At 44.6% G+C, this 20945-nt stretch carries 21 protein-coding genes; 18 read left to right on the top strand and 3 right to left on the bottom strand.

Annotated elements, in window-relative coordinates; translation table 11 throughout:
* Window positions 1-50: 50 nt before the first annotated feature.
* The 15 genes from B9N86_RS22615 to B9N86_RS22545 all read left to right on the top strand — a co-directional run bounded on the left by B9N86_RS22615 (window position 51) and on the right by B9N86_RS22545 (window position 14854).
* Window positions 51-797, top strand: coding sequence for a glycosyltransferase family 2 protein (locus tag B9N86_RS22615; protein ID WP_244562802.1), 747 nt, complete (start codon window positions 51-53; stop codon window positions 795-797).
* Window positions 798-801: 4 nt separating this feature from the next.
* A complete protein-coding gene (locus B9N86_RS22610; protein ID WP_208915374.1) occupies window positions 802-1944 on the top strand; it encodes a glycosyltransferase family 2 protein in 1143 nt (380 codons plus the stop codon).
* Window positions 1945-1955: 11 nt separating this feature from the next.
* The gene (locus B9N86_RS22605) at window positions 1956-2684 is read left to right on the top strand and encodes a glycosyltransferase family 2 protein (protein WP_208915373.1); all 729 of its coding nucleotides are present in this window, start codon (window positions 1956-1958) and stop codon (window positions 2682-2684) included.
* 30 nt (window positions 2685-2714) lie between these two features.
* Entirely contained in the window at window positions 2715-3425 is a 711-nt protein-coding gene (locus tag B9N86_RS22600) for a sugar phosphate nucleotidyltransferase (protein ID WP_208915372.1), read from the top strand.
* A gap of 39 nt (window positions 3426-3464) precedes the next feature.
* The gene (locus tag B9N86_RS22595; protein ID WP_208915371.1) at window positions 3465-4601 is read left to right on the top strand and encodes a CgeB family protein; all 1137 of its coding nucleotides are present in this window, start codon (window positions 3465-3467) and stop codon (window positions 4599-4601) included.
* Between the two features lie 117 nt (window positions 4602-4718).
* A complete protein-coding gene (locus B9N86_RS22590) occupies window positions 4719-5756 on the top strand; it encodes a GT-D fold domain-containing protein (protein WP_244562801.1) in 1038 nt (345 codons plus the stop codon).
* On the top strand, window positions 5753-7078 hold the full coding sequence (locus tag B9N86_RS22585; RefSeq protein ID WP_208915370.1) for a glycosyltransferase family 2 protein: 1326 nt from the start codon (window positions 5753-5755) through the stop codon (window positions 7076-7078). Before B9N86_RS22590 ends, B9N86_RS22585 begins: the two co-directional genes overlap by 4 nt.
* Before the next feature lie 20 nt (window positions 7079-7098).
* A complete protein-coding gene (locus B9N86_RS22580; RefSeq protein WP_208915369.1) occupies window positions 7099-7350 on the top strand; it encodes a hypothetical protein in 252 nt (83 codons plus the stop codon).
* Window positions 7351-7354: 4 nt separating this feature from the next.
* Window positions 7355-8560, top strand: coding sequence for a glycosyltransferase family protein (locus tag B9N86_RS22575; protein ID WP_208915368.1), 1206 nt, complete (start codon window positions 7355-7357; stop codon window positions 8558-8560).
* An 18-nt stretch (window positions 8561-8578) separates the two neighbouring features.
* Window positions 8579-9607 (top strand): glycosyltransferase family protein, encoded by a 1029-nt coding sequence (locus B9N86_RS22570; RefSeq protein ID WP_208915367.1) that lies wholly within the window; start codon window positions 8579-8581, stop codon window positions 9605-9607.
* 27 nt (window positions 9608-9634) lie between these two features.
* Entirely contained in the window at window positions 9635-10768 is a 1134-nt protein-coding gene (locus B9N86_RS22565) for a DegT/DnrJ/EryC1/StrS family aminotransferase (RefSeq protein WP_208915366.1), read from the top strand.
* The gene (locus tag B9N86_RS22560) at window positions 10765-11940 is read left to right on the top strand and encodes an ATP-grasp domain-containing protein (RefSeq protein WP_208915365.1); all 1176 of its coding nucleotides are present in this window, start codon (window positions 10765-10767) and stop codon (window positions 11938-11940) included. The genes B9N86_RS22565 and B9N86_RS22560 overlap by 4 nt, the downstream gene beginning before the upstream one ends.
* Before the next feature lie 170 nt (window positions 11941-12110).
* Entirely contained in the window at window positions 12111-12668 is a 558-nt protein-coding gene (rfbC, locus tag B9N86_RS22555; RefSeq protein ID WP_208915364.1) for a dTDP-4-dehydrorhamnose 3,5-epimerase, read from the top strand.
* 4 nt (window positions 12669-12672) lie between these two features.
* Complete coding sequence (gene rfbB, locus B9N86_RS22550; protein ID WP_208915363.1) at window positions 12673-13698, top strand: dTDP-glucose 4,6-dehydratase; 1026 nt, start codon at window positions 12673-12675, stop codon at window positions 13696-13698.
* Between the two features lie 94 nt (window positions 13699-13792).
* Window positions 13793-14854, top strand: a complete 1062-nt coding sequence (locus tag B9N86_RS22545; protein WP_208915362.1) for a YhcN/YlaJ family sporulation lipoprotein — start codon at window positions 13793-13795, stop codon at window positions 14852-14854.
* An 85-nt stretch (window positions 14855-14939) separates the two neighbouring features.
* On the opposite strand, the gene nagA is transcribed toward B9N86_RS22545, so the two are convergent.
* Genes nagA through B9N86_RS22530 form a run of 3 tightly spaced genes read right to left on the bottom strand, consistent with a single transcriptional unit; the run spans window position 14940 to window position 17731 of the window.
* On the bottom strand, window positions 14940-16127 hold the full coding sequence (gene nagA / locus B9N86_RS22540) for an N-acetylglucosamine-6-phosphate deacetylase (protein ID WP_208915361.1): 1188 nt from the start codon (window positions 16125-16127) through the stop codon (window positions 14940-14942).
* Window positions 16124-16852 carry a glucosamine-6-phosphate deaminase gene (gene nagB, locus B9N86_RS22535; protein WP_208915360.1) on the bottom strand — a complete coding sequence of 243 codons (729 nt, stop codon included), beginning with the start codon at window positions 16850-16852 and terminating at the stop codon, window positions 16124-16126. The genes nagA and nagB overlap by 4 nt, the downstream gene beginning before the upstream one ends.
* Window positions 16853-16855: 3 nt before the next feature.
* Complete coding sequence (locus B9N86_RS22530; RefSeq protein ID WP_208915359.1) at window positions 16856-17731, bottom strand: MurR/RpiR family transcriptional regulator; 876 nt, start codon at window positions 17729-17731, stop codon at window positions 16856-16858.
* 278 nt (window positions 17732-18009) lie between these two features.
* Between B9N86_RS22530 and B9N86_RS22525 the strand changes: the two genes are divergently transcribed.
* From B9N86_RS22525 to B9N86_RS22515, 3 genes are all read left to right on the top strand, one after another.
* Entirely contained in the window at window positions 18010-18234 is a 225-nt protein-coding gene (locus tag B9N86_RS22525) for a helix-turn-helix domain-containing protein (protein WP_208915358.1), read from the top strand.
* A 183-nt stretch (window positions 18235-18417) separates the two neighbouring features.
* Entirely contained in the window at window positions 18418-20238 is a 1821-nt protein-coding gene (locus tag B9N86_RS22520) for an APC family permease (RefSeq protein ID WP_208920640.1), read from the top strand.
* A 127-nt stretch (window positions 20239-20365) separates the two neighbouring features.
* Complete coding sequence (locus B9N86_RS22515) at window positions 20366-20629, top strand: hypothetical protein (protein ID WP_208915357.1); 264 nt, start codon at window positions 20366-20368, stop codon at window positions 20627-20629.
* The last annotated feature ends 316 nt before the right edge of the window (window positions 20630-20945 follow it).

Genomic DNA, 20945 nt, shown 5'->3' with positions numbered 1-20945 from the left:
GAATTCCTGCGCGCCCCGCAAAGAGATCAAAGACAAGGAAATATCCGTTCATGATCAGAAACGCAGAGAGCCCTAAGGTGTCAGTCATCATTCCTGCCATGAACGAAAGGAAGACCATTGCAGCGGTGATCCATCAAGCTTATCAGGTGCATCCCGAGACAGAGGTCATCGTTGTTGCGAACGGTTCCACAGATGGTACGGCTGAAATTGCACAGAGGATCGGTGCGAAAGTCATCCGTTTACCGCATGCACTTGGGCAGGACGTAGGGCGAAGTATCGGTGCCGGAGAGGCCAAGGGTGACATTTTGCTGTTTACCGATGCTGACATCGTTATTAAGACAAGGGATTTCATACCCTTGACAAAAGCGGTGGAAAATGGCGTGGATGTGGCCTTAAATAAGTATTTGGGACCGACCGGCAAGACGCACGTCCACAGTGTTGTACTTGCCAAACATGCGTTAAATATATTGGTCTCGAATCCTGGGTTGAAAGGCGCCTCCTTAACCACGATCCCGCATGCAATGAGCCGTCGTGCGAGGGATCTGATTGGTACCGATAATTTAGCTGTTCCTCCGAAGGCTCAAGCCATAGCTATATATAAAGGCTTGAACGTAAGAGGTGTCCATGAGATCGATGTAGGGAAAACCAATCCTAGAAGAGGAAGAACCAAAGGAAATGATCCGCTTGAGGGACTTATCGTTGGCGATCATTTGGAGGCGATAGATTGGTTTATCTCAAAGTCTGGTGTGCGGGGCAATCGGTCAGATCTGACACGTAACAGAGAGAGCGTGTGGTGATCTTATGGCAAACAGAAAACGGAGACGAATAGCGAAGGGCTTCTCAAACTCCTTTAGAAGAAAATTCAAACCACCTAGAAAATCAATCAGAAAGAAAAAGCGGAATTACGATCATGAAACCGAATTTAGTCAAACCTCAAGAAAGCAATTAAATACAGAAAGGGTCTCGAACTATTGGAAGGAAAGAGCTTATACAGCGGGTTACCAGGCGGCAACCGCAGAAGAGAGCTCACGCTCGGTTGAGAAGGAGATGAGTCCTTATCAACAAGTAAATAAAAGCTGGAATCACTGGTATCATTCTGTAAAACCACTGCCGTGGCCAGTTTACTACGCAACCGCTGCCAAATTTGCGGAAGGATATTGTAAACATTCAAAAGTGTATTTTGGTAATCGTGTATTACTTCCAACAGATAAAACGGTAGCTGCGATCGTCATGGTCATGAATGAAAAAGATACGATTCTTCAAGTGATTGAACAGCTGCATCGAATGACGCTGCATGAAATTATTTTTGTTGTGAACGGATCGACGGATGAGAGCTTTGAAATGATCCGAAATCAATCGAATGCAATAATCGTTCATTACCAACAAGCTTTAGGTCACGATGTTGGCAGAGCGATAGGGGCAAAGTTGGCCGATTCTGATATTTTACTATTTCTGGACGGTGATTTTCCGGTGCTGGCGGAGCATCTCGTACCTTTCATTGATGCCGTAGAAAGAGGAATGGATATTGCATTGAACAATATCTCTCCTTACATTGGATTATTCTCCGGTCGAGATTACGTGACCACAGTCAAGGAATTTATAAACCGGTCGATGTCCAGGGAGGATCTCGAAGCGAATTCGCTTACTGCGGTCCCACATGCAATGAGGAAGGAAGCAGCACGTATAATCGGGTATGGTAACTTGGCGGTCCCTCCGAAAGCACAGGTTATTGCTATGGAAAAGGGATTGTCCATAAACGCACCCGCCAGTGTGGATGTGATTACAAGAAATCGGCTTAGAACGCGAAATGTTGGTCCCTATAATTCCGTTTCTGACATGATCATTGGAGACCATATCGAAGCTTTAAAAACGGTAATCGATTTGAAAGGCCCAAGGTTATCGTTCCCGGACCAGATCAGACACCGCCAAATAACCAAGGTATGAAGGTGGATGGCATGAGAAAAACAAGTATTATTATCCCAACTTATAATGGAAGGGAATATCTTAAGGATTGTGTTTATTCCATTAAACGATATACAGAAAAACCGTATGAAATCATAGTTGTCGATAATGGTTCAACCGATGGAACTGTCGATGTATGCCGGCAGGAGGGAATTGCGTTCATTTCACTCGCAAATAATGTTGGCTTTCCTGCAGCGTGCAATAAAGGATTGAAAATCGCTACCGGTGATACACTCCTTCTTCTAAATAATGACGTTATCGTTTCACGGAATTGGCTGGAAAATATGCTGGATTGTCTACACAGTAGTGCAGACATCGGCATTGTCGGGCCGCTGACGAATTATGCAAGCGGCAAGCAACAGATCGATATGCCGTATACCAATGTAGAGGAGATGGCACAACAGCTGAATGCACCGGATTCCCGAAAGTGGCTTAAGGTGGATCGCATAGTCGGTTTATGCTTTTTGTTTAAACGGGAGTTAATGGATCAAATCGGATTGCTGGATGAACAGTTTTCCCCCGGTCATTTTGAAGACGATGATTACTGTTATCGGGCGAGGCAAGCAGGATATACGTTCAGAATCGCGGGTGACGTATTTATATTTCATCATGGAAGTGCCAGCTTCGGCAAAAAGGATGTGAGCAAGGTGGAAAGCCTTATTGAGCGTAATCGCCAAAAATTTATGGATAAATGGGGAATCGACCCGACGATCTATGTATAGGTCGATTTCTTTGCAGAGAGGAAGGGTTATATGAAGGGCGTCATACTGGCAGGAGGTACCGGCACCCGTCTTTACCCGCTGACAAAAATAATAAATAAACATTTGCTGCCTGTCGGAAAAATTCCAATGATTTGTCACGGGGTAGAGAAATTGCGAAATGCGGGTATCGAAGAAATTCTATTGGTGATTGGCAAGCATTCTGCAGGTTTATACACTGAACTGTTGGGCGGTGGAAAGGAGTGGGGAGTTCGAATCACCTATAAAATTCAGGAAGAGGCCGGCGGGATTGCCCAAGCGTTGTCACTCGCCGAACCTATCATGAAGCCGGATGAAAAATTCGTTGTACTTCTCGGGGATAATTTGTTCGAGAATCCTCTAACAACGTACGTTCAATCCTTTCGCGAACAGGCAGAGGGAGCTCGTGTACTTTTGAAAAAAGTACATGACCCTAAGAGATACGGAGTTCCTATTCTGGAAGAAGATAAAATTTTAATGATTGAAGAAAAGCCTGAAAAGCCAAAATCAGATTTTTGTGTAACCGGCATTTATATGTATGATACCGCTGTTTTTGATAAGATTCGGACCATTAAACCTTCCGGTCGCGGCGAACTGGAGATCACCGATGTTAACAACGTGTACGCATCTGAGGGACAACTTGCCTATGACGTTTTAGACGGATGGTGGACGGATGCAGGAACCTTCCAGTCTTTGCATCAAGCTAGCGACCGGCTCATGAAATGAAAGTAATGTTAGAAAGAATGAATCCGGAGGCTTGACTGCATGCAAACAACAGAAGTGAATTTGTTACAGCAGGGAGCGTGGTTATCGGAGCAATCCGCGAAACAAAAAGGATACGAAGACGGTTTTGAGCAGGGACGCAGAGAGGGATACCGGATCGGATTTTCCAAAGCCGCCCTACGCACACTACCGCAGAACAAAGTACCCGTTAGGGATCTCCATATTCTATATGTGACCGCGGGTATCGGCGTTCCGTATCCAGCGCTGGACCAGGCGGTAATTGACGCTTTTAACGATTTAGTCCGTAAGCTTACGGTTGCTAATCCTTCGGAAGACGTGGTTGCTCTGGCTAAAAAAGCGCAACCCGATCTTGTGCTCGTTCTGAACGGAGTAGTTCTGGAGGCTGATACCGTCAAGAGGCTCAGACAAAACGGATTTAGAACGGCCGTCTGGTTTACCGACGATCCGTACTACACGGATTGGACGGTATCGATTGCGCCCCGATACGATTATATTTTTACGCTTGAATCAAGCTGCCTGTCCTTTTACCGAAAGTTAGGATGTCAGCAGGTTTATCACCTTCCATTCGCGGTTAATCCGAATGTTTTTCACCCCAAACACGTACCCACTTCTTATCAATCCGACATCTGTTTTATTGGGACAGCATTTTGGAACCGGGTAGAGGCAATCGATCGACTCGCCCCGTTTTTAAAAAATAAAAAGGTGGTTATCTCCGGATGGTGGTGGGATCGGCTGCAAAACTACTCCCTCCTGTCTGAAAAAATCAAGCTTGGCGATTGGATGACTCCTGAAGATACGGCTAGTTATTACAATGGAGCGAAAATAGTAATTAACCTTCACCGCGCAGCAGATGACGATACGATTAATGCCAATGGCTACAAAATACCAGCTCATTCCGTCAATCCACGAACATTTGAAATAGCCGGCTGCGCCACACTTCAATTGTCCGATGTACGTCAGGATCTAGGTCAGTTATATTCCACGGGAACTGAAATCGGAACCTATGGTTCTTATGATGAGCTGGTAGAAAAGATTGAATATTATTTGCAGCATGAAGAAGAACGACAACAAATGGCCTTTAACAGCTTGATGAGAACGAGAAGAGATCATACCTACCATAAAAGATTGACCTCCATGTTAGACATCATTTTTCCTTAGTCGATAGGTGAAAATGGATGGGTATACCCGTTTCCTATTTCATTAAAAAGAATATATTGAGCGTAAGATGGGGTGATCACCATACGACAGCGCTTAGGAAAAATAAGGAAAAGGCAAGTGAAGAAACGTATTCTTAAGCGAGAATTCAGCAAGCGACGGAGAACATCCTCCGGCAAAGTTTTCGTACCATCCGATTGTGATTGTGAACAGAAGTTGTTGGAGCAAGCGTCCGCTTCGTTTAACCAAGGCTTCGATTCCGGTTATGACGAGGCATGGATGAGGGCGATGCAAACCGTGCCGATAGTGCAACCGGTGCCCGACAAAGTCGTATATGAAAGCTCCGACGATGAGTACAAAAAAGGATTATATGACGGAGGAGAGGGTATTGTGGACTCTATCCTCCCAGAACTCGAGATTCTCCCCGGAATTTCAGTTCGACAGATTATCGAAGTTGGCATGAAGCACATGAGTTCGCACAATTATAGACTTCTCAGTGCCTCGGAAATTGCGGGGAAGATTAGGGGTGCTCTGAAAAAGCGCTCATCCTTGTCTGTTATTCGCCTGGGAGATGGAGAATTGCTGACGCTGGCACAGGAAGTTGTGATGAGTGAGGAAGAGGTGCGGAAAGAAGGACATTTTTTAAGTTATTCCGGTGTTAATTTGCCGGATCTTACGGCCCGGGATATGCTGGCTGCGGCTATTAGAAAAGCGGATATTGTAGGAATTCCAAAACTGCGACTATCCAACTTTCAACCTCTTGCGTTTTCCGTATTGAAAGCTCATGGCATTGATTACCGAAACCTGAAATTGACTTTATCGACAATTAACTATGCATTGCATCTGGAAGGTTTTATTCGGGGGATACTCTCGGGCTATCGTGTGCTAATCGTGGGAAACTCAGCTCCTGGGCTTTCGAAGGTACTTGAAGAAAACGGTGTCCGTGTGACTGGTGTCGTTACCCCTGTGGATGGAATACGGGATATCCAGAGAGTCATGCATGAAATATCCGCTGCCCGTGAATTCGATATTGCACTCGTCGGAGCCGGCATTCCGGCTGTAATTATCGTTCAGCGTATTGCTTCTGAGTTAGGCAAAGTTGCACTTGACTTCGGACATCTGGCTGATTCATTAGCTCAAGGAGAGTCAGTCTTATGAACAGGGTGCATGACAATCAAGGGTACAAAGACGGCTATCTTAAAGGATTTGATACTGGTTACGCGGATGGGTACAGGCGTGGAAAAACAGAGGGAGCCATCCGCAGCACAACTTACTTTGAAGGTACGAGCATCATCATTCCAACTTATAATCAGCTTCATTATTTGAAGGAGTGTATCGAAAGTATTCTCCGATATACAAATGAGCCATATGAATTGATTATTATCGACAATGCATCTGTTGACGGAACCGCAGAGTATCTTAAGTCGGCTCAAGGGGTCCGATTCCGGATCAATGAAGAAAATTTGGGGTTTGCGGGGGCAGTAAACCAGGGGCTTATGATGGCAAAGGGAACAACTTTGATGATCTTGAACAATGATTCTGTCGTTACCACGAACTGGCTGTCCAACTTACTTGCCTGTCTGCACAGTAATTCACAGTTCGGAATTGTTGGACCTGTGACGAATTACATCAGTGGGGATCAATTAATCGATGTCAGTTACACGAATACAGAGGAGATGCAGCAATTTTCTCAATTATACAATAAATCTGATGCTCGGCGCTGGTCCGTAACAAACCGATTAACAGGTTTTTGCATGCTGCTCCGGCGGAAAGATTTTATCCGATTAGGTTATTTTGATGAAGGTTTTGAAATCGGGAATTGTGAAGATGACGACTATGGACTGCGTGTCCGGCTTTTGGGAATGCAGCTTATTATTGCAAATGATACCTTTATCCATCATTACGGCAGTGTGAGTATGAAATCATTAAATTCCAGATTTGATCAAGTATATGCTAACAATCTGAACTTTTACTCCAATAAATGGAGTGATCCTCATGGCATGCTGCTTCTTGATTGGCAACGTAACATGGATAACTCAAACCTTCAAACCATTGATTCATACCCAACCTGTGTGATCGTGCAAGGAGCTGGTTCGAGAACGTATTGGATAGAGAAAGGGAGCCGTTATCCGATTGATGGAGCAAGCGGAATTCAGGCCGTTCGGGTATCCCAGGTTGATCTCCGGAATTGGCATCTTGGTGAAACCATCTCTATGGAGGAAGTGAATCGTCGCAAGAAGGCAGTGTATGATTCAGTCCATGACGACTGGGATATAGAAGGTAGGCTTGTGAAAGTGCGAGATGGCAGTGTATTTCAGCGTAAAGGGAATAAGCTGCATCGGTTTCTGAATCGACACACATTAGTTATTTGGTACCTGGACTCCTATCAACCGTTGTCAGTGAATCCTCATGAACTTCGGGATTACGAGGAGGGGGCACCAGTTATCCCGCCTCCGGTGATTAAGGCAGATAACATTTAAATGAGCAGAGGGTGAAATCCATGAGAAGAGTTAAAAAAAGCCGTAACGTGAAGTTTAGATCGAAAAGAAGAGTGTTAAAAGGAAGGAGATTGACCGGAAGAAGGAGGGCGGTAACGGGAAGAAGACTGAATATAGTCACACCTGAGCATCAAGCGGTTGACTACAATCAATCCTATGACAAGGGGTTTGATGAAGCTTACAATGAAGGATTTAACGTTGGCTACACGGAGGGTATGGACGCCGGCCATCAAGAAGCTTATAAAGGAGAATGATAAGATGGCTCTGAGAAAAAAACAGAGGACTAGAACACGCCGCCATATACAACAGAAACAGCCCGCTGTTACCCTAAATGCTTATCAAAAAGGACGTATCGACGGTTTTCAAAGAGGAAGAGAGGAAGGTTTTCTGCATGGACGCACAGCAGCCCAAGTCGTTTCTAATCACGCAGTGACAGTTATCGAGTCTGACCTGCCCAAAACAGATGTTCTTGTGATCGCGGCCGGATTGATTCCTTCCCTTGAGATTGGGGTTCTCCAACCTTTCAGTGCTTTGAAAAAACGTGAGAATTTACAATATGACATGAAGTTAGAGCATGAAGTGAGTAAAGAAATGATAGCCGCTGCTGACACAATCGTGTTTGTCCGCAATGTTGAACCTTCGGCCTATACGTTGCTGGAGTTGGCCCATCAACTCAGGAAGCGAACTGTATATGTAATCGATGATAATTTTCTGGAAATTCAACCGACAACCCCCGTTGGACAATACTATTGCGATCCGGCCCGGAAAGAGACGTTTATCAAGTTCTTAAGAAACGCGAAGACCATTAAAGTAGATTCTCCGGATCTCGGCACCTATATTCAGGAAAGATTCAATAGAAATGTTATATATTTTCCGGGCAGTGTCGATTTTGACTGGCTCGATCAACAGCGTAGGGTGGACCGGGAGCGGGAACAAATTGTAATCGGTTATGCTGGTGGCGAAAAAGAGGAGGATTTCGCTCCAGTCATACCGGCGCTGAACAAGATACTCGACTACTATGGGGGATTTGTGAGGCTGGAGTTTTTCGGTTACCTTCCTCAGTCTTTTGTCAATCATCCAAGCGTTAAATATGAAGGTGGAGGTATGGAATACAAGGATTTCATGAAGGAACTGAATCGGTGTAATTGGGATATAGGCATAGCTCCACTTGCCAATAACTCCTTTAACAAGGGGAAAACGAACAATAAATTCCGCGAATATGGCGCTTGTCAAATTCCGGGAATTTATTCAAAGTCCCCTGTTTATGTTCCTTGGGTTACCCAGGGTGAATCAGGCTATCTCGTTGAACATACCGAGAAGGCTTGGTATGAAGGGATCAAGGCTATGATTGAAGATCCGCCGATGAGGCAACGTATCAAGGAAAATGCGGGGATGGCGGTAAGACAGCATTTTTCACTGAATACATGTCTGGATAACTGGAAGAGATTTATATTCAAAATATAAATTAGGGGGTGATTGAGAATGGGAAGAAGAGGAGATATGAACGTACTCATCATCGGATCGGAAAAAATCGCATCATATAAAATTGGCATTGAGCAGCCGCTCAGGCATCTTGAACAAAACGGAGTATGCCAGTTTGATGTCAGATCAGATAATGATGTAGACAAATCAAGACTAGGAGCAGCGGATATCGTCATCTTCTTTCGCACGGTTCAGCCAGAAGCGTATAAACTTCTTGAAATGGCCCGTGAGATGGGAAAAAAAACAGTGTATGCCATCGACGATCATTTCTTAGCCATGTCCCCTACTTCGGATATGGGGAGATATTACCATGAATCGTCGCGAAGAAAGACGTATGTCAAGTTTCTTAAAAACGCTCAAATCGTAAAAGTCGCCTCAGGTTTCTTTGCAAAACATCTCGACACGCATTTTAAACCGAATAAACTTGTATATTTTCCAGGAAGTGTTGATTTTTCGATCTTATCCGGATTGAAAAAGAACAGAAAAGCAGAGGACAAAATTGTTATTGGTTATGAAGGTGGGAGAAAACCGGTGGCCTTCGAACCTGTTATTAAGGCACTTGATGAGGTCATAAGGAAGTATGGGGATAAAGTGAGAATTGAGTTTTGTGGATACGCTCCGGAAGAACTTACAGATAAACCACAGGTGTCCACAGAACCTTATGATGAAAATTATAAAAATTTTCTGAAACGTCTTTATCGTTCAAGCTGGGATATTGGATTGGCACCGCTCGAGCGAACACTGCTGCACGATTGTAAGAGCAATAATAAATTCCGCGAATATTCGGCTTGCCGAATCCCGGGCATCTACACTTCCTCTCCGGCATACGAAGAATGGGTTCAGGGCAAAGAAAGTGGTCTGATTGTCTCGGAAACAAGCGAAGAGTGGTATAAGGCTATAGTCGAGCTGATCGAACAGCCGGAACTGCGGCAAAACATTGCAGATCATGCGGAAAAAGTAGCCTGGGAAAATTTCTCGGTGGAAGCTTGTGCTGAGCGGTGGCGTTCACAAATTTTTATGTCGGAATAACTGGGGATAACGAAAGGAGAGGTTCACTTGGATCATAAACTGATACCCGTTCTTCAACCAAGCATCGGCCAAGAGGAAATCGACGCGGTGACGGAAGTTTTACGTTCCGGATGGCTTGGTCTTGGACCTAAAACCGAACAATTTGAACAAGAGTTTGCCAAGTTTGTTGGCAGCCGTTTTGCGGTGGCACTCAATTCCGGATCGGCTGCGCTCCATCTGGCTATGGATATTTTAGGAATCGGGCCCGGTGATGAGGTCATCGTACCTTCGATCACATTCATATCCACGGTTCACGCTGTGAGTTATGTTGGTGCAACTCCGGTTTTTGCAGATATCGACAGATCTACAATGAATATATCTCCAGCTGATATTGAACGAAAAATTACGGATAAGACCAAAGCTATTATTGTCGTTCATATGGGGGGGCATCCTTGCGACATGGACGCAATACATGAGTTAGCACAATCGAAGGGAATTAAGGTGGTGGAAGATGCCGCGCATGCTTGCGGTGCAGAGTATAAAGGGAAACGAATCGGATCGACCAGCGAGATTACTTGTTTCAGCTTCCACGCGGTTAAGAATTTGACCAGCGGTGAAGGCGGGGCTATCACTTGCAATACAGAGTGGATGAATCGGAAACTTCGCGAGAAGAGATGGGTTGGTATTTCACGTGATACATGGATACGGTCCTCCAGTGAAAAAGTGTACGCCTGGCAGTATTTCGTTGATAAGGTAGGATACAAATATCATATGAACGATATGCAGGCAGCCATTGGTCTGGTTCAGCTGGGCAAGCTGGATCGGTTAAACGGAAGACGCAGGGAAATAGCTGAACGTTATCAGTCGGAGTTGAAAGATTTGGAGTGGATCGAGCTTCCTCAGGAACAAACGGATACGAAAAGCGCATGGCATTTGTTCCAGATTAAGTTCAAGGAAGAAGCCTTGAGAGATCGTATGATTGCTCATCTGCAAGAACATAACATCGCTACAGGTGTTCATTATTATCCATGTCATCTTCACCCAGTCTACCTCCATTTAAAAGCGGTCGTTCCGCTTTCCTCTGAAATCTGGAAAAGCATTCTCACCCTCCCTATTCATCCGAATGTAACAGAAGAAGACCAAGAACGGATCATAAGCCGCATCAGGGAGTTTAAACCATGAAAAAACTGATGGTATTAGGTGCAGGCATCTCCCAGCTTCCCTTAATTAAAACAGCAAAAAAGATGGGATTGTACGTCATTGTTCTGAGTAGGCAGGGAGACTACCCAGGATTTGCTTGGGCTGATAAAGTTTATTATGAGGATACAACAGATACAGATAAAGTAGCGGAAATCGCCCGACTTGAAGGAATCGATGGAATATGTACGACAGGTACGGATGTGGCTGTAAAGTCGATTGGCAAGGTAGTTGATGAAATCGGGGTTAGCGGTTTGAACTACGAGTCTGCCCAGCTATCGTCAAATAAATGGGAAATGAAACAGGCTTTTATGGAGCATGGCGTGAGAACCGCCAAATTTGTAAAAGTCAAAAATAAAGAGGAGGCCTATGCTGCCTTCGAAGTACTGTCGCTGCCTCTCATTTTTAAAGCTGTAGACAGTGGAGCGAGTAAGGGGATTGTGAAGGTAACGGATATAGAACAAGTGGATTACGCATACGAAAAAGTGAGAAGAGACACAAAACTCGATTTTTTTATCGTTGAAGAATTTATTGAAGGAACCGAGTTTGGAGCACAAGCTTTTGTGTATAATAACGAGATTCAATTTATTATGCCGCACGGTGATCTTATGTTTTATGGAGACGCCGGTGTGCCTATCGGTCATTATGTACCTTACGAGTTACCAGATGAGGTGGAGCAGGATCTATTCTCTCAGTTAAAGCAAAGCATTCTGGCGCTGCAACTAAATAATTGCGCGATTAATGCAGATTTTATTTTAAAAGACGAAAAGGTGTTTGTTCTTGAAATTGGGGGTAGAGCGGGAGCAACATGTTTGCCGGAACTAGTGTCTACTTTCTATGGATTCGATTATTATGAACAGATGGTTAGGGCTGCTCTCCATATGAACCCTATTTTTTCTGTCCAGTCTTTTCAACCCTGTGCCTGTGAACTCTTGTTATCCGACAAGGAGGGTGAAATTACTGAACTTGTGAATGGGAACGCTAGTCATGTAGATATTATTCAAATATCTTTTGATTACAATATAGGTGACAAAATAAACAAATTCCGAGTGGGTACGGATCGGATCGGGCAAATAATCGTCAAAGGCGGCCGTTTAGATGAGGTTATGAATCGATTGAATGAAGTTAAAGGAAATATAAATGTACAATTAAAGTGATGATAAACAATGAAATCTCGATCCTCTCAATGATGATCGGGATTTTTTTACGTAAATGGTTCCCCTTCTGCCTATACTCGGCACATAAATCAGACATATGATATTTATAAGGCTGTTAGACCGCTATGAACCGACAGGTGATACATGACTAACTGTATCGGAGGAAAATAATGAAGATCATAGATACAAAGCTGAAAGGTGCAAAATTAATTGAACCGACGGTTCATCTCGACCATCGTGGATTCTTTTTAGAGAGTTACAACGAACATACACTCAAGCAATCCGGCATTGGTTATAACTTTATTCAGGATAACCACTCATTGTCCTACGATGCTGGAGTCCTTAGAGGGCTTCATTATCAGCTGGCTCCTGAAGGGCAAACGAAACTGGTTCGCGTGACGAGAGGTGCGATCTTTGATGTCATTGTTGATATTCGAAAAGGTTCACCTACTTTCGGCCAATGGGAAGGTTTTGTTTTGTCTGCATCCAATTATCGGCAACTGCTTGTTCCTCAAGGGTTTGCCCATGGCTTTTGCACTCTTGTGCCCGATTGTGAAGTTCTATATAAGGTTGATGCCTATTACTCGGCTGAACATGATCGCGGAATCGCTTGGAATGATCCAGATTTGAATATCGAATGGCCCGTTTATAAACCTGTTCTTTCAGATAAGGATTCGAAGCATCCGCCTTTAGTGGCGGCAGAGAACAATTTTGATTACAAAGGGTGAGGATATGAAAGTTATTGTAACCGGAGGAGCGGGATTTATAGGTAGTAACTTTATTCGCTATATGCTGGCTCAATATCCACTAGATGAAATGATTAATGTGGATTTATTAACGTATGCTGGAAATCTGTATAATCTGGCGGACATTTTACCACATCCGAAGTACCGATTTGTGAAGGCAGATATTGCTGATCGGGCATCATTAGAGCCTCTCTTCAAGGAGGGGGTTGATGCGGTTGTCAATTTTGCAGCTGAATCGCATGTTGACCGGAGTATTGTACAGCCCGAATTGTTTGTCAAAACCAATGTGTTAGGGACTCAGACGCTTCTGGATTTATCTAAAGAGTACGGCCTCCGCAAATTTGTTCAGGTATCAACAGATGAAGTATACGGGACACTGGGAGATACCGGTGTATTCACCGAAGATACACCACTTCAGCCAAACAGCCCCTATTCTGCAAGTAAGGCAGGCGCAGATTTGCTCGTGCGTGCCTATTATGAAACATTTAGTTTGCCAGTCAATATTACCCGTTGTTCGAACAATTATGGTCCTTATCAATTTCCGGAGAAACTCATTCCCCTTATGATATACAATGCAATGCAAAACAAACCACTTCCGGTTTACGGCAATGGGATGAATATTCGTGACTGGTTGTATGTGGAAGATCATTGCCGAGCGATTGATCTGGTTTTACGTAAGGGGAAGGATGGCGAGATATATAATATTGGCGGACATAATGAAAGAAATAATTTGCAGGTTATCCGTACCATATTGGAAGTGCTGAACAAGCCTGAATCATTGATTCGCCATGTCGCGGATCGTCTTGGCCATGATCGTAGATACGCCATTGATGCGGATAAAATTCGGAATGAACTTGGTTGGAGTCCGAGATACAATTACGAAAGCGGTATTCGAAACACAATTCGATGGTATCAGGATAACGTCGCATGGCTGGACCAAGTGATCTCAGGAGATTATAAGAACCATGTCGATAAGGAATACAAAAACAGGTGGGGGATAGTGGATAAGTAAGGCTCAATGCCAAAACCTTTCAGCATACGTTTTATAACCAAGGCCATCCTATACGGTGTCAGTACACACCTATTATAGAGATGGAGGATGAATCATGATCAAATCCAAAGCCCTCAGCTTAACTCTGTCGGCCGCAATGATCGTCAGTATTGCCGGGCTAGCGGGGTGCGGTACTCCTGCTGGGAACACAACACGTACTAATAACATTACGACGAAAAATACGGGGCGTACCGGCGTTAACATGTTTGGAACCAACAACACGAGAACCAACAACTTGGGAACCAACAACTACAACGGTACGCAGCATGATCTAACTAATCTGAAGTATAGTCCAACACTGTCCAGTAAAGTTTCTAAAGTTAAAGGTGTGCGGGATGCGCATGTATTTGTTGCCAATAATAAGGCATATGTGGCGCTGTCACTTGACAATCAACACAGAACTGACGGTAATATGACCGGGATGAGCACGGGAAGAACGGGTCCAATGTCAACGTACGGGACCACTAGAAACCGTAACGACGGTGCTTATGGCACTACCGGCTCAGGCAGTATGGGGCTGTTGCGTGGATTAACCAATCCAACGAGAACATATCCTTCAAGAACGAATCCATCTGCGATGCATCCATCGGGAACAAATTCAACGGGAACACTTGATAACAACACAGGATTAGGTCGTACTACCGGAAACGGTACTTTTGGCGTAAGAGGCTATAATACAATGGGGCCGAACCGTACAGGCTTGATGGGGACCAATGGTACAGATGGCACAACCGGGCGATACGGCATGATGAACGACACGACTGGTAACGGTGGTATGATGAACGGAAACAGCGTACCGAAGGATGTACGTGAATCTGTAAGTAGTAAAGTTCGTAAGACGGTTCCTTCTTGTGATCAGGTATATGTATCCGCCGATTCTGATTTTTACAATCAATCAACTGGTTATGCCGGTAACAATGTAGACGGTAACCGAAATGGTAATGGTAACGGTAACGGATATGTTGGGAATGTAGCAGAAGCAACAGGGGACATCACGCGTGATATTGGAGCGTACATTAACCGTATTTTCCCTTTGAATGTGAACAATCGTAATGGTAACATGTTCAACAACAACAATGATGGACTGTTTGATAACAACAACCGGACTAACCGTTAATACAAGTTAACTTGGGATTTGATGAAAAAGCTCTTGCCGACAGATGGCAAGAGCTTTTGATTTTTCCATGAAGGAAATTAACATCTTAATATTTACGATTACCCTGTACCCAGACACCATCGATATCCAAGTCGGAATTTAAGAGCAGTACATCAGCCTGATAGCCCTCTTTAAAGGAGCCGGTACGGTGGTTGATACCGAGCCGTTTGGCCGGATTCAAGCTGGCGATTTCGGATGCACGTTCCATGCTAAGTCCAATTTCGCGGATCAAGAAGTGGAAGCCTTTGATCATCGTCAGTGTGCTGCCTGCAAGGCTATCACGGTTGCCCTTCAGTGTAGCTACACCATCTTTCACGATAACCGGAAGATCCCCCAAGGTATATTCTCCGTTAGGCATTCCAGTAGCTGACATCGCGTCTGTGATGAGGATCAGGTTCTGTCCTTGCTTCATCCGTTCCAAAATGCGCACACCTGCCGGATGAACGTGAATGCCGTCTGCTATGATTTCAGCACTGAGGCGGTCGTCACTGAGCATAGCTCCGGCAGTGCCCGGGTTGCGGTGATGGAGTCCTGTCATGGCGTTAAAGGTATGCACACCGTGGCTTAACCCGGCATCAATAGCTTTTAACACCTCGTCATAAGAAGCATCCGTATGACCAAGAGCAGCCACAATGTTATGCTTCTTAAGCCAGGTTATCGCTTCTAGCGCACCTTCTCGTTCAGGGGCGAGCGTAACTTGCTTTACAAGACCCGGGTAAGCTTGCTCCCATTCCTCCAGCCAGTCAATGTTGGCAGTGACGATATGCTCCGGGTTTTGAGCGCCCGGCCATTTAGGGCTGATAAACGGACCTTCCAGGTGAACTCCTTCCAGACGAGTATAAGGCATTCCTTGCTCACGGTATTCATTTACTTCTTTAAGGACGGAGTCGATTGATTTCTTCGGTGCTGTCATGGTTGTGGCCAGCATAGCTGTTGTGCCCTGTGAACAGTGATAGGAAGTAATAGTATCCAGTACTTCCTTATCTGAGTCCATGAAATCTTCACCATTACCGCCGTGAACATGAATATCGATAAAACCGGGAATTATATATCCATCGGATTCCCGGATTACAGTAGCTTCAGATTGATCGAGATCAGCAGGGAGAGCTGAGACTTCACCCGCAAATACGATATGTTCGCCGCGCATAGCGAGCACGCCGTGTTCCTGCAACCCCTCAGGAGTTAATACTTTACCATACAACAGTGTTAACTTGGTTTCGGTTGCACTGCTCATTTGAAATATCTCCCTGCGCCTTGATCCAGTAGCACAATTACGTTCGGATGGCATTGAAGCAAGGATGCCGGACACTCTGTAGTAATCGGTCCTGTTAATGCACGTTGTGCGATTTCTGCCTTGTCTTCACCACGAATCAATAGCATGATCTGACGGGCTTTCATAATCGATCCAACACCCATTGTAACGGAATGAGTCGGTACATCGTCGATCGAAGGAAAGAATCGCGCGTTGGCTTTACGTGTTTTCTCCTGCAGCGGGGCGACATGCGTACCACTGGTAAGGACATCTCCGGGCTCGTTGAAGCCAATATGGCCGTTGTGGCCAATACCAAGCAGCTGAAGATCGATCGGACCATTTTGTTCCATCATCTGGTCGTACGAACGACATTCCTCTTCAAGGTCTGCTACATTTCCGTTAGGCACATGTGTCTGTGCAATGTTGATGTCTACATGGTTAAATAACTTCTCGTTCATGAACGTACGGTAGCTTTCCGGATGGTTCTCGGGCAGTCCTACATATTCATCCAGATTGTAAGTTGTTGCTCCGGCAAAGCTTACGAGACCTTGACGATGCATCTCAATAAGTTTGGCATATAGTGGTACGGGAGTACTTCCAGTAGCTAGACCTAGTTTGGCGTAGGGATTAGTATTCAACAGGCTGGTGATTTGATTGGCTGCGGTTTGTACGAAGCCCTCTTCATTCTCGAAAATGTAGATGTTCACTGATTATTGACCTCCTCGGCTTTTGCGGTAATTTTGTACATTATGATATGACTGCTCCAGACGGGGAACATAGGTAGAGAAGTCCCGGCTGGCCATTCCCATAAACAAAATATCGATGATATGAAGCTGAGCGATGCGTGAAGCCATGTCCCCGCGCCGCATACCTTCCTCTAGGGAAGATGAATACAGTGCAATATCAGATAAGGACGACAGGACGCTGCTTCTGTACGAGGTAATGCTAATCGTAAAAGCGCCGGCATTCTTGGCGCAGGACAGGGCATCGATCGTTTCCGGTGTTTCACCTGAATATGAAATAGCGATGGCCGTGTCGTTAGACGTCAGGGTTGACGCAGAGGTGATCTGCATATGCGAATCAGCAAATGCGGTGCAGTTTTTTCCAATCCGGATCAGCTTCTGGTAAAAGTCCTGAGCGACAATAGATGAGGTGGCAATACCGTACAGATCAATACGCTTAGACCGGCACAGTACGTCAACCGCACGTTCTAGCTGCCCTAAATCTAGCAGCGAGGTCGTATCCTGGATCGAAGTCATATGGTTCGCTTCAATCGCCTGTACGATGTCAGCCAGCGGGTTACCGGCCACGATATCCTGATATCTTGTATTGCCTGAACGTGATGTCATTTCGGCATGGGCCATTTCTGCAGCGAGTTTGACCTTGAAATCAGGATACCCTTTACAATCAAAATGTTTGCAAAATCGGGTCACGGTTGCGGCACTCACATCGCACTGGTCTGCCAGTTCCTTGATGCCCATATGAACGATTTCTGAAGGGCCATCCATTATAAACTCGGCAAGCCGCCGCTCCTGCCGGGGCAGGCGATCTTTTTCCACGGCGATAATATGCAGGATAGGTGCCATCACAGGCCTCCTTTAATAGTGGAATCAAGTGATTGAACTGGAAAATGTTGTCGTGAAAATTATTTTGTTATTATCCCACTAAATAAGAAAATTATTTTTATATCCTCATCATAGAGGATGGATTTGAAGGAATCAAGGATAAAAAACCTCTTGTCCAGAATTTTAGCCCAATTTGTATTACACTCCGCACCTTCACTCCTGTTCTGACATACTATGAGTTGACTGTATCCCTTAACCTTGTTAGACCACACATACCCGGGCAAGGAGGGGTGACACCATTGAAGGGGAATGACCATAGCAGCAAGTTTTTGTTAACCCACCGTGAACGTGAAGTGTTTGAATTGCTAGTACAGGACAAAACCACTCGCGACATCGCCGGGCAGTTGTTCATTAGCGAGAAAACGGTGCGTAACCACATCTCCAACGTTATGCAAAAGTTGAACGTCAAGGGCCGTTCGCAAGCCGTTGTAGAATTGATCAAACTGGGAGAACTAAAGATCTAACGTCCTTGCAAGTCGACCTGTACGACGAAGGCCTTCTTTAACCGCTATGCGGGGAAAAGGAGGCTTTTTTGTTTGAGAGAATAGAGAGGTGTGAGGAGGTTATCGGTTATAACGGATAATGAATAAACTACAAGGACAGTATACTATATGTCCCGAATTTCAAACTGGTGGTGGAAAGAAACGATGACATTAAAAAGGTTTTTGGTTGGGCGACCTCTGAAATCTACCCAATTAGGGGAACAAAAACTTAATAAGAAAAAGGCACTTGCCATTCTTTCCTCTGATGCTTTATCGTCCGTTGCATATGGTCCAGAGCAAATACTGTTGGTTTTAATCACCGTAAGTGTATCAGCATTTTGGTATTCGGTACCGATTGGGATTGGAGTATTGATTTTATTACTCGCGCTTATTTTATCTTACCGCCAAATTATTTTTGCTTATCCATATGGTGGAGGAGCGTATATGGTATCCAAGCAGAATCTAGGGGTATACCCTGGACTTGTTGCTGGAGGCTCCTTGTTGGTGGATTATATATTAACAGTAGCTGTCAGCGTGTCCGCAGGTACGGATGCCATAACATCCGCCTTTCCGAGTCTACACGAGCACAAGGTTATCATTGCTGTAGTCTTTGTACTTCTTCTTACCCTATTAAATTTAAGGGGGGTTACCGAGTCTGCTTCAATTTTAGCTTATCCCGTTTATTTATTCGTTTTGGCACTGTTTATTTTAATCGGTGTTGGTGTATACAACATTTTTACGGGTAGTGTTTCACCCGATTTGCATGCGCCAATTGGTACTCCAGTAACAGGCATGACTATATTTTTACTCCTCAGAGCTTTTGCCTCGGGAAGCTCTGCTTTAACAGGAGTTGAAGCGATTTCGAATGCCATTCCGAACTTCAAAGATCCTGCTCCGAATAATGCGGCTAAAACGTTACTGGCGATGGGAACCTTGCTTGCGCTGTTATTTTCGGGAATTGTGTACTTAGCCTATTATTACGGGATTACGCCTACTGTAGAGCAGACGGTTGTTTCACAGATCGCAGCGCAGACCTTCGGACGAAACTTTATGTATTTTTTCATCCAAGGAACGACAGCTTTAATCTTGATTCTTGCCGCTAATACCGGTTATTCGGCGTTTCCATTGCTTGCTGTTAATCTTGCCAAAGATAAGTTTATCGCAAAAATGTTCACCGTACGGGGGGATCGACTGGGATATTCCAATGGTATCATCTTTCTTGGTTTATTATCCATCGTGTTGATCATTTCGTTTCAAGGACAAACCGAGCAGTTGATCCCACTTTATGCTGTGGGTGTATTCATCCCATTTACACTCTCTCAGACAGGCATGATGGTGAAATGGATTCGTGAAAAACCAACAGGTTGGATTCCAAAACTGATTATTAACACAATTGGTGCCATTATCTGTTTTACCGTTACAATCGTGTTCTTTTTAACTAAATTCACACAGGTATGGCCTGTCTTTGTTTTCTTGCCGCTTATCGTTTATTTATTCTATCGTATAAAGAAGCATTACGAAGCGGTAGGTGAACAACTGCGGCTTACAACTAGCGAACCAACTGTGCCGATTGAGGGAAATGTCATTATTTTACCTGTATCGGGAATTACGCATGTTGTTGAACATTCCCTAAACTATGCTAAATCCCTGTCAGCGGAACAGATCATAGCTGTATATATTCCGTTTGAAAAAGAAGATGAAATCCGATTCGAGGAAAAATGGCAGAAATGGAAACCTGATGTGAGGTTGGTGACTTTAAATTCTCCTTATAGGAGCATCATCCAACCTTTGAGCAAGTTTATCGATACGGTACATCGAAAAGCGAGTGAAGCCAATTATCAGGTTACGGTAGTTATTCCCCAGTTCATTCCAAAGAAAGGCTGGCATAACTTTCTGCATAACCAAACAAGTTTTATGATCCGTACATACTTGCTTTATCGTAAAGATGTAATTATTACAACCGTTCCATATCACCTTAAGAAATGATCGCTTTGATGCACTAACACTCCTTGCAATCAACTGCATGACGAAAGCCTTCTTCAACCGCTATGCGGGGAAAAGAAGGCTTTTTTGTGTGAAGGAAGTGGTATATTGGTAGGGGAGGGGATAAGAGATGAAGCTTATTATACTGTTTGTCATCATTGCCGCCATCGTATTGCTGGTTCTGTTGTATTCATTATTATCCAGGAGACGGCACAGCAACGTGGTGTCATTACATAAGAAGAAAAAATTAAAGGATGCCAATGGGCAGACCTGCAGCCGATGCAAAAAGTTGCAGCCTCTGACGTTCTATGCCAATGATGCGGGAATCGTTAGAGGATTGTGTAAAGAATGCAAACGGACAGCAGAAAAGCACGAGGAACTTTACCCGGTATGAGAGAACGAATTATATTTGCGGGGAGTACAGTATGCCAGAAATATGTCTGTGCTCCTTTTTAGCAGAGGGCGGGGCATTTATACTGGTGTGAGTCAGGGCATTGATATACAATCAGATCTCTTTTTTACATCGAAGCGGCGGAGCGGACGAAACGATTCCGGAGAAGCGGCAGCGGTCGCCTAAAAGCTTCCCAAAGGGAAGCTACTTCGTAAGCATTAGCTTTGTCCCCGAATTTTAACAGTTGAAATGAATTCAAAAAATTCGGGGACAACAGCGATCGGAGGAACGATACGTACGGGGAGCGTCTTACAAATAA

Source organism: Paenibacillus uliginis N3/975, assembly GCF_900177425.1.
Lineage (GTDB): Bacteria > Bacillota > Bacilli > Paenibacillales > Paenibacillaceae > Paenibacillus_AQ > Paenibacillus_AQ uliginis.
Note: the sequence above shows the minus strand (reverse complement) of the source record. Positions and strands in the feature narration are given on the sequence as shown.

Bases quoted from the DNA above. Each gene is read 5' to 3' on its own strand.
- rfbB (WP_208915363.1), top strand. From the start codon at position 12,673: ATGAAAGTTATTGTAACCGGAGGAGCGGGATTTATAGGTAGTAACTTT.
- B9N86_RS22600 (WP_208915372.1), top strand. From the start codon at position 2,715: ATGAAGGGCGTCATACTGGCAGGAGGTACCGGCACCCGTCTTTACCCG.
- B9N86_RS22515 (WP_208915357.1), top strand. From the start codon at position 20,366: ATGAAGCTTATTATACTGTTTGTCATCATTGCCGCCATCGTATTGCTG.
- nagA (WP_208915361.1), bottom strand. From the start codon at position 16,127: ATGAGCAGTGCAACCGAAACCAAGTTAACACTGTTGTATGGTAAAGTA.
- B9N86_RS22610 (WP_208915374.1), top strand. From the start codon at position 802: ATGGCAAACAGAAAACGGAGACGAATAGCGAAGGGCTTCTCAAACTCC.
- B9N86_RS22545 (WP_208915362.1), top strand. From the start codon at position 13,793: ATGATCAAATCCAAAGCCCTCAGCTTAACTCTGTCGGCCGCAATGATC.
- B9N86_RS22530 (WP_208915359.1), bottom strand. From the start codon at position 17,731: ATGGCACCTATCCTGCATATTATCGCCGTGGAAAAAGATCGCCTGCCC.
- B9N86_RS22580 (WP_208915369.1), top strand. From the start codon at position 7,099: ATGAGAAGAGTTAAAAAAAGCCGTAACGTGAAGTTTAGATCGAAAAGA.
- B9N86_RS22570 (WP_208915367.1), top strand. From the start codon at position 8,579: ATGGGAAGAAGAGGAGATATGAACGTACTCATCATCGGATCGGAAAAA.
- B9N86_RS22585 (WP_208915370.1), top strand. From the start codon at position 5,753: ATGAACAGGGTGCATGACAATCAAGGGTACAAAGACGGCTATCTTAAA.
- B9N86_RS22520 (WP_208920640.1), top strand. From the start codon at position 18,418: ATGACATTAAAAAGGTTTTTGGTTGGGCGACCTCTGAAATCTACCCAA.
- rfbC (WP_208915364.1), top strand. From the start codon at position 12,111: ATGAAGATCATAGATACAAAGCTGAAAGGTGCAAAATTAATTGAACCG.
- B9N86_RS22595 (WP_208915371.1), top strand. From the start codon at position 3,465: ATGCAAACAACAGAAGTGAATTTGTTACAGCAGGGAGCGTGGTTATCG.
- B9N86_RS22575 (WP_208915368.1), top strand. From the start codon at position 7,355: ATGGCTCTGAGAAAAAAACAGAGGACTAGAACACGCCGCCATATACAA.
- B9N86_RS22605 (WP_208915373.1), top strand. From the start codon at position 1,956: ATGAGAAAAACAAGTATTATTATCCCAACTTATAATGGAAGGGAATAT.
- B9N86_RS22615 (WP_244562802.1), top strand. From the start codon at position 51: ATGATCAGAAACGCAGAGAGCCCTAAGGTGTCAGTCATCATTCCTGCC.
- B9N86_RS22560 (WP_208915365.1), top strand. From the start codon at position 10,765: ATGAAAAAACTGATGGTATTAGGTGCAGGCATCTCCCAGCTTCCCTTA.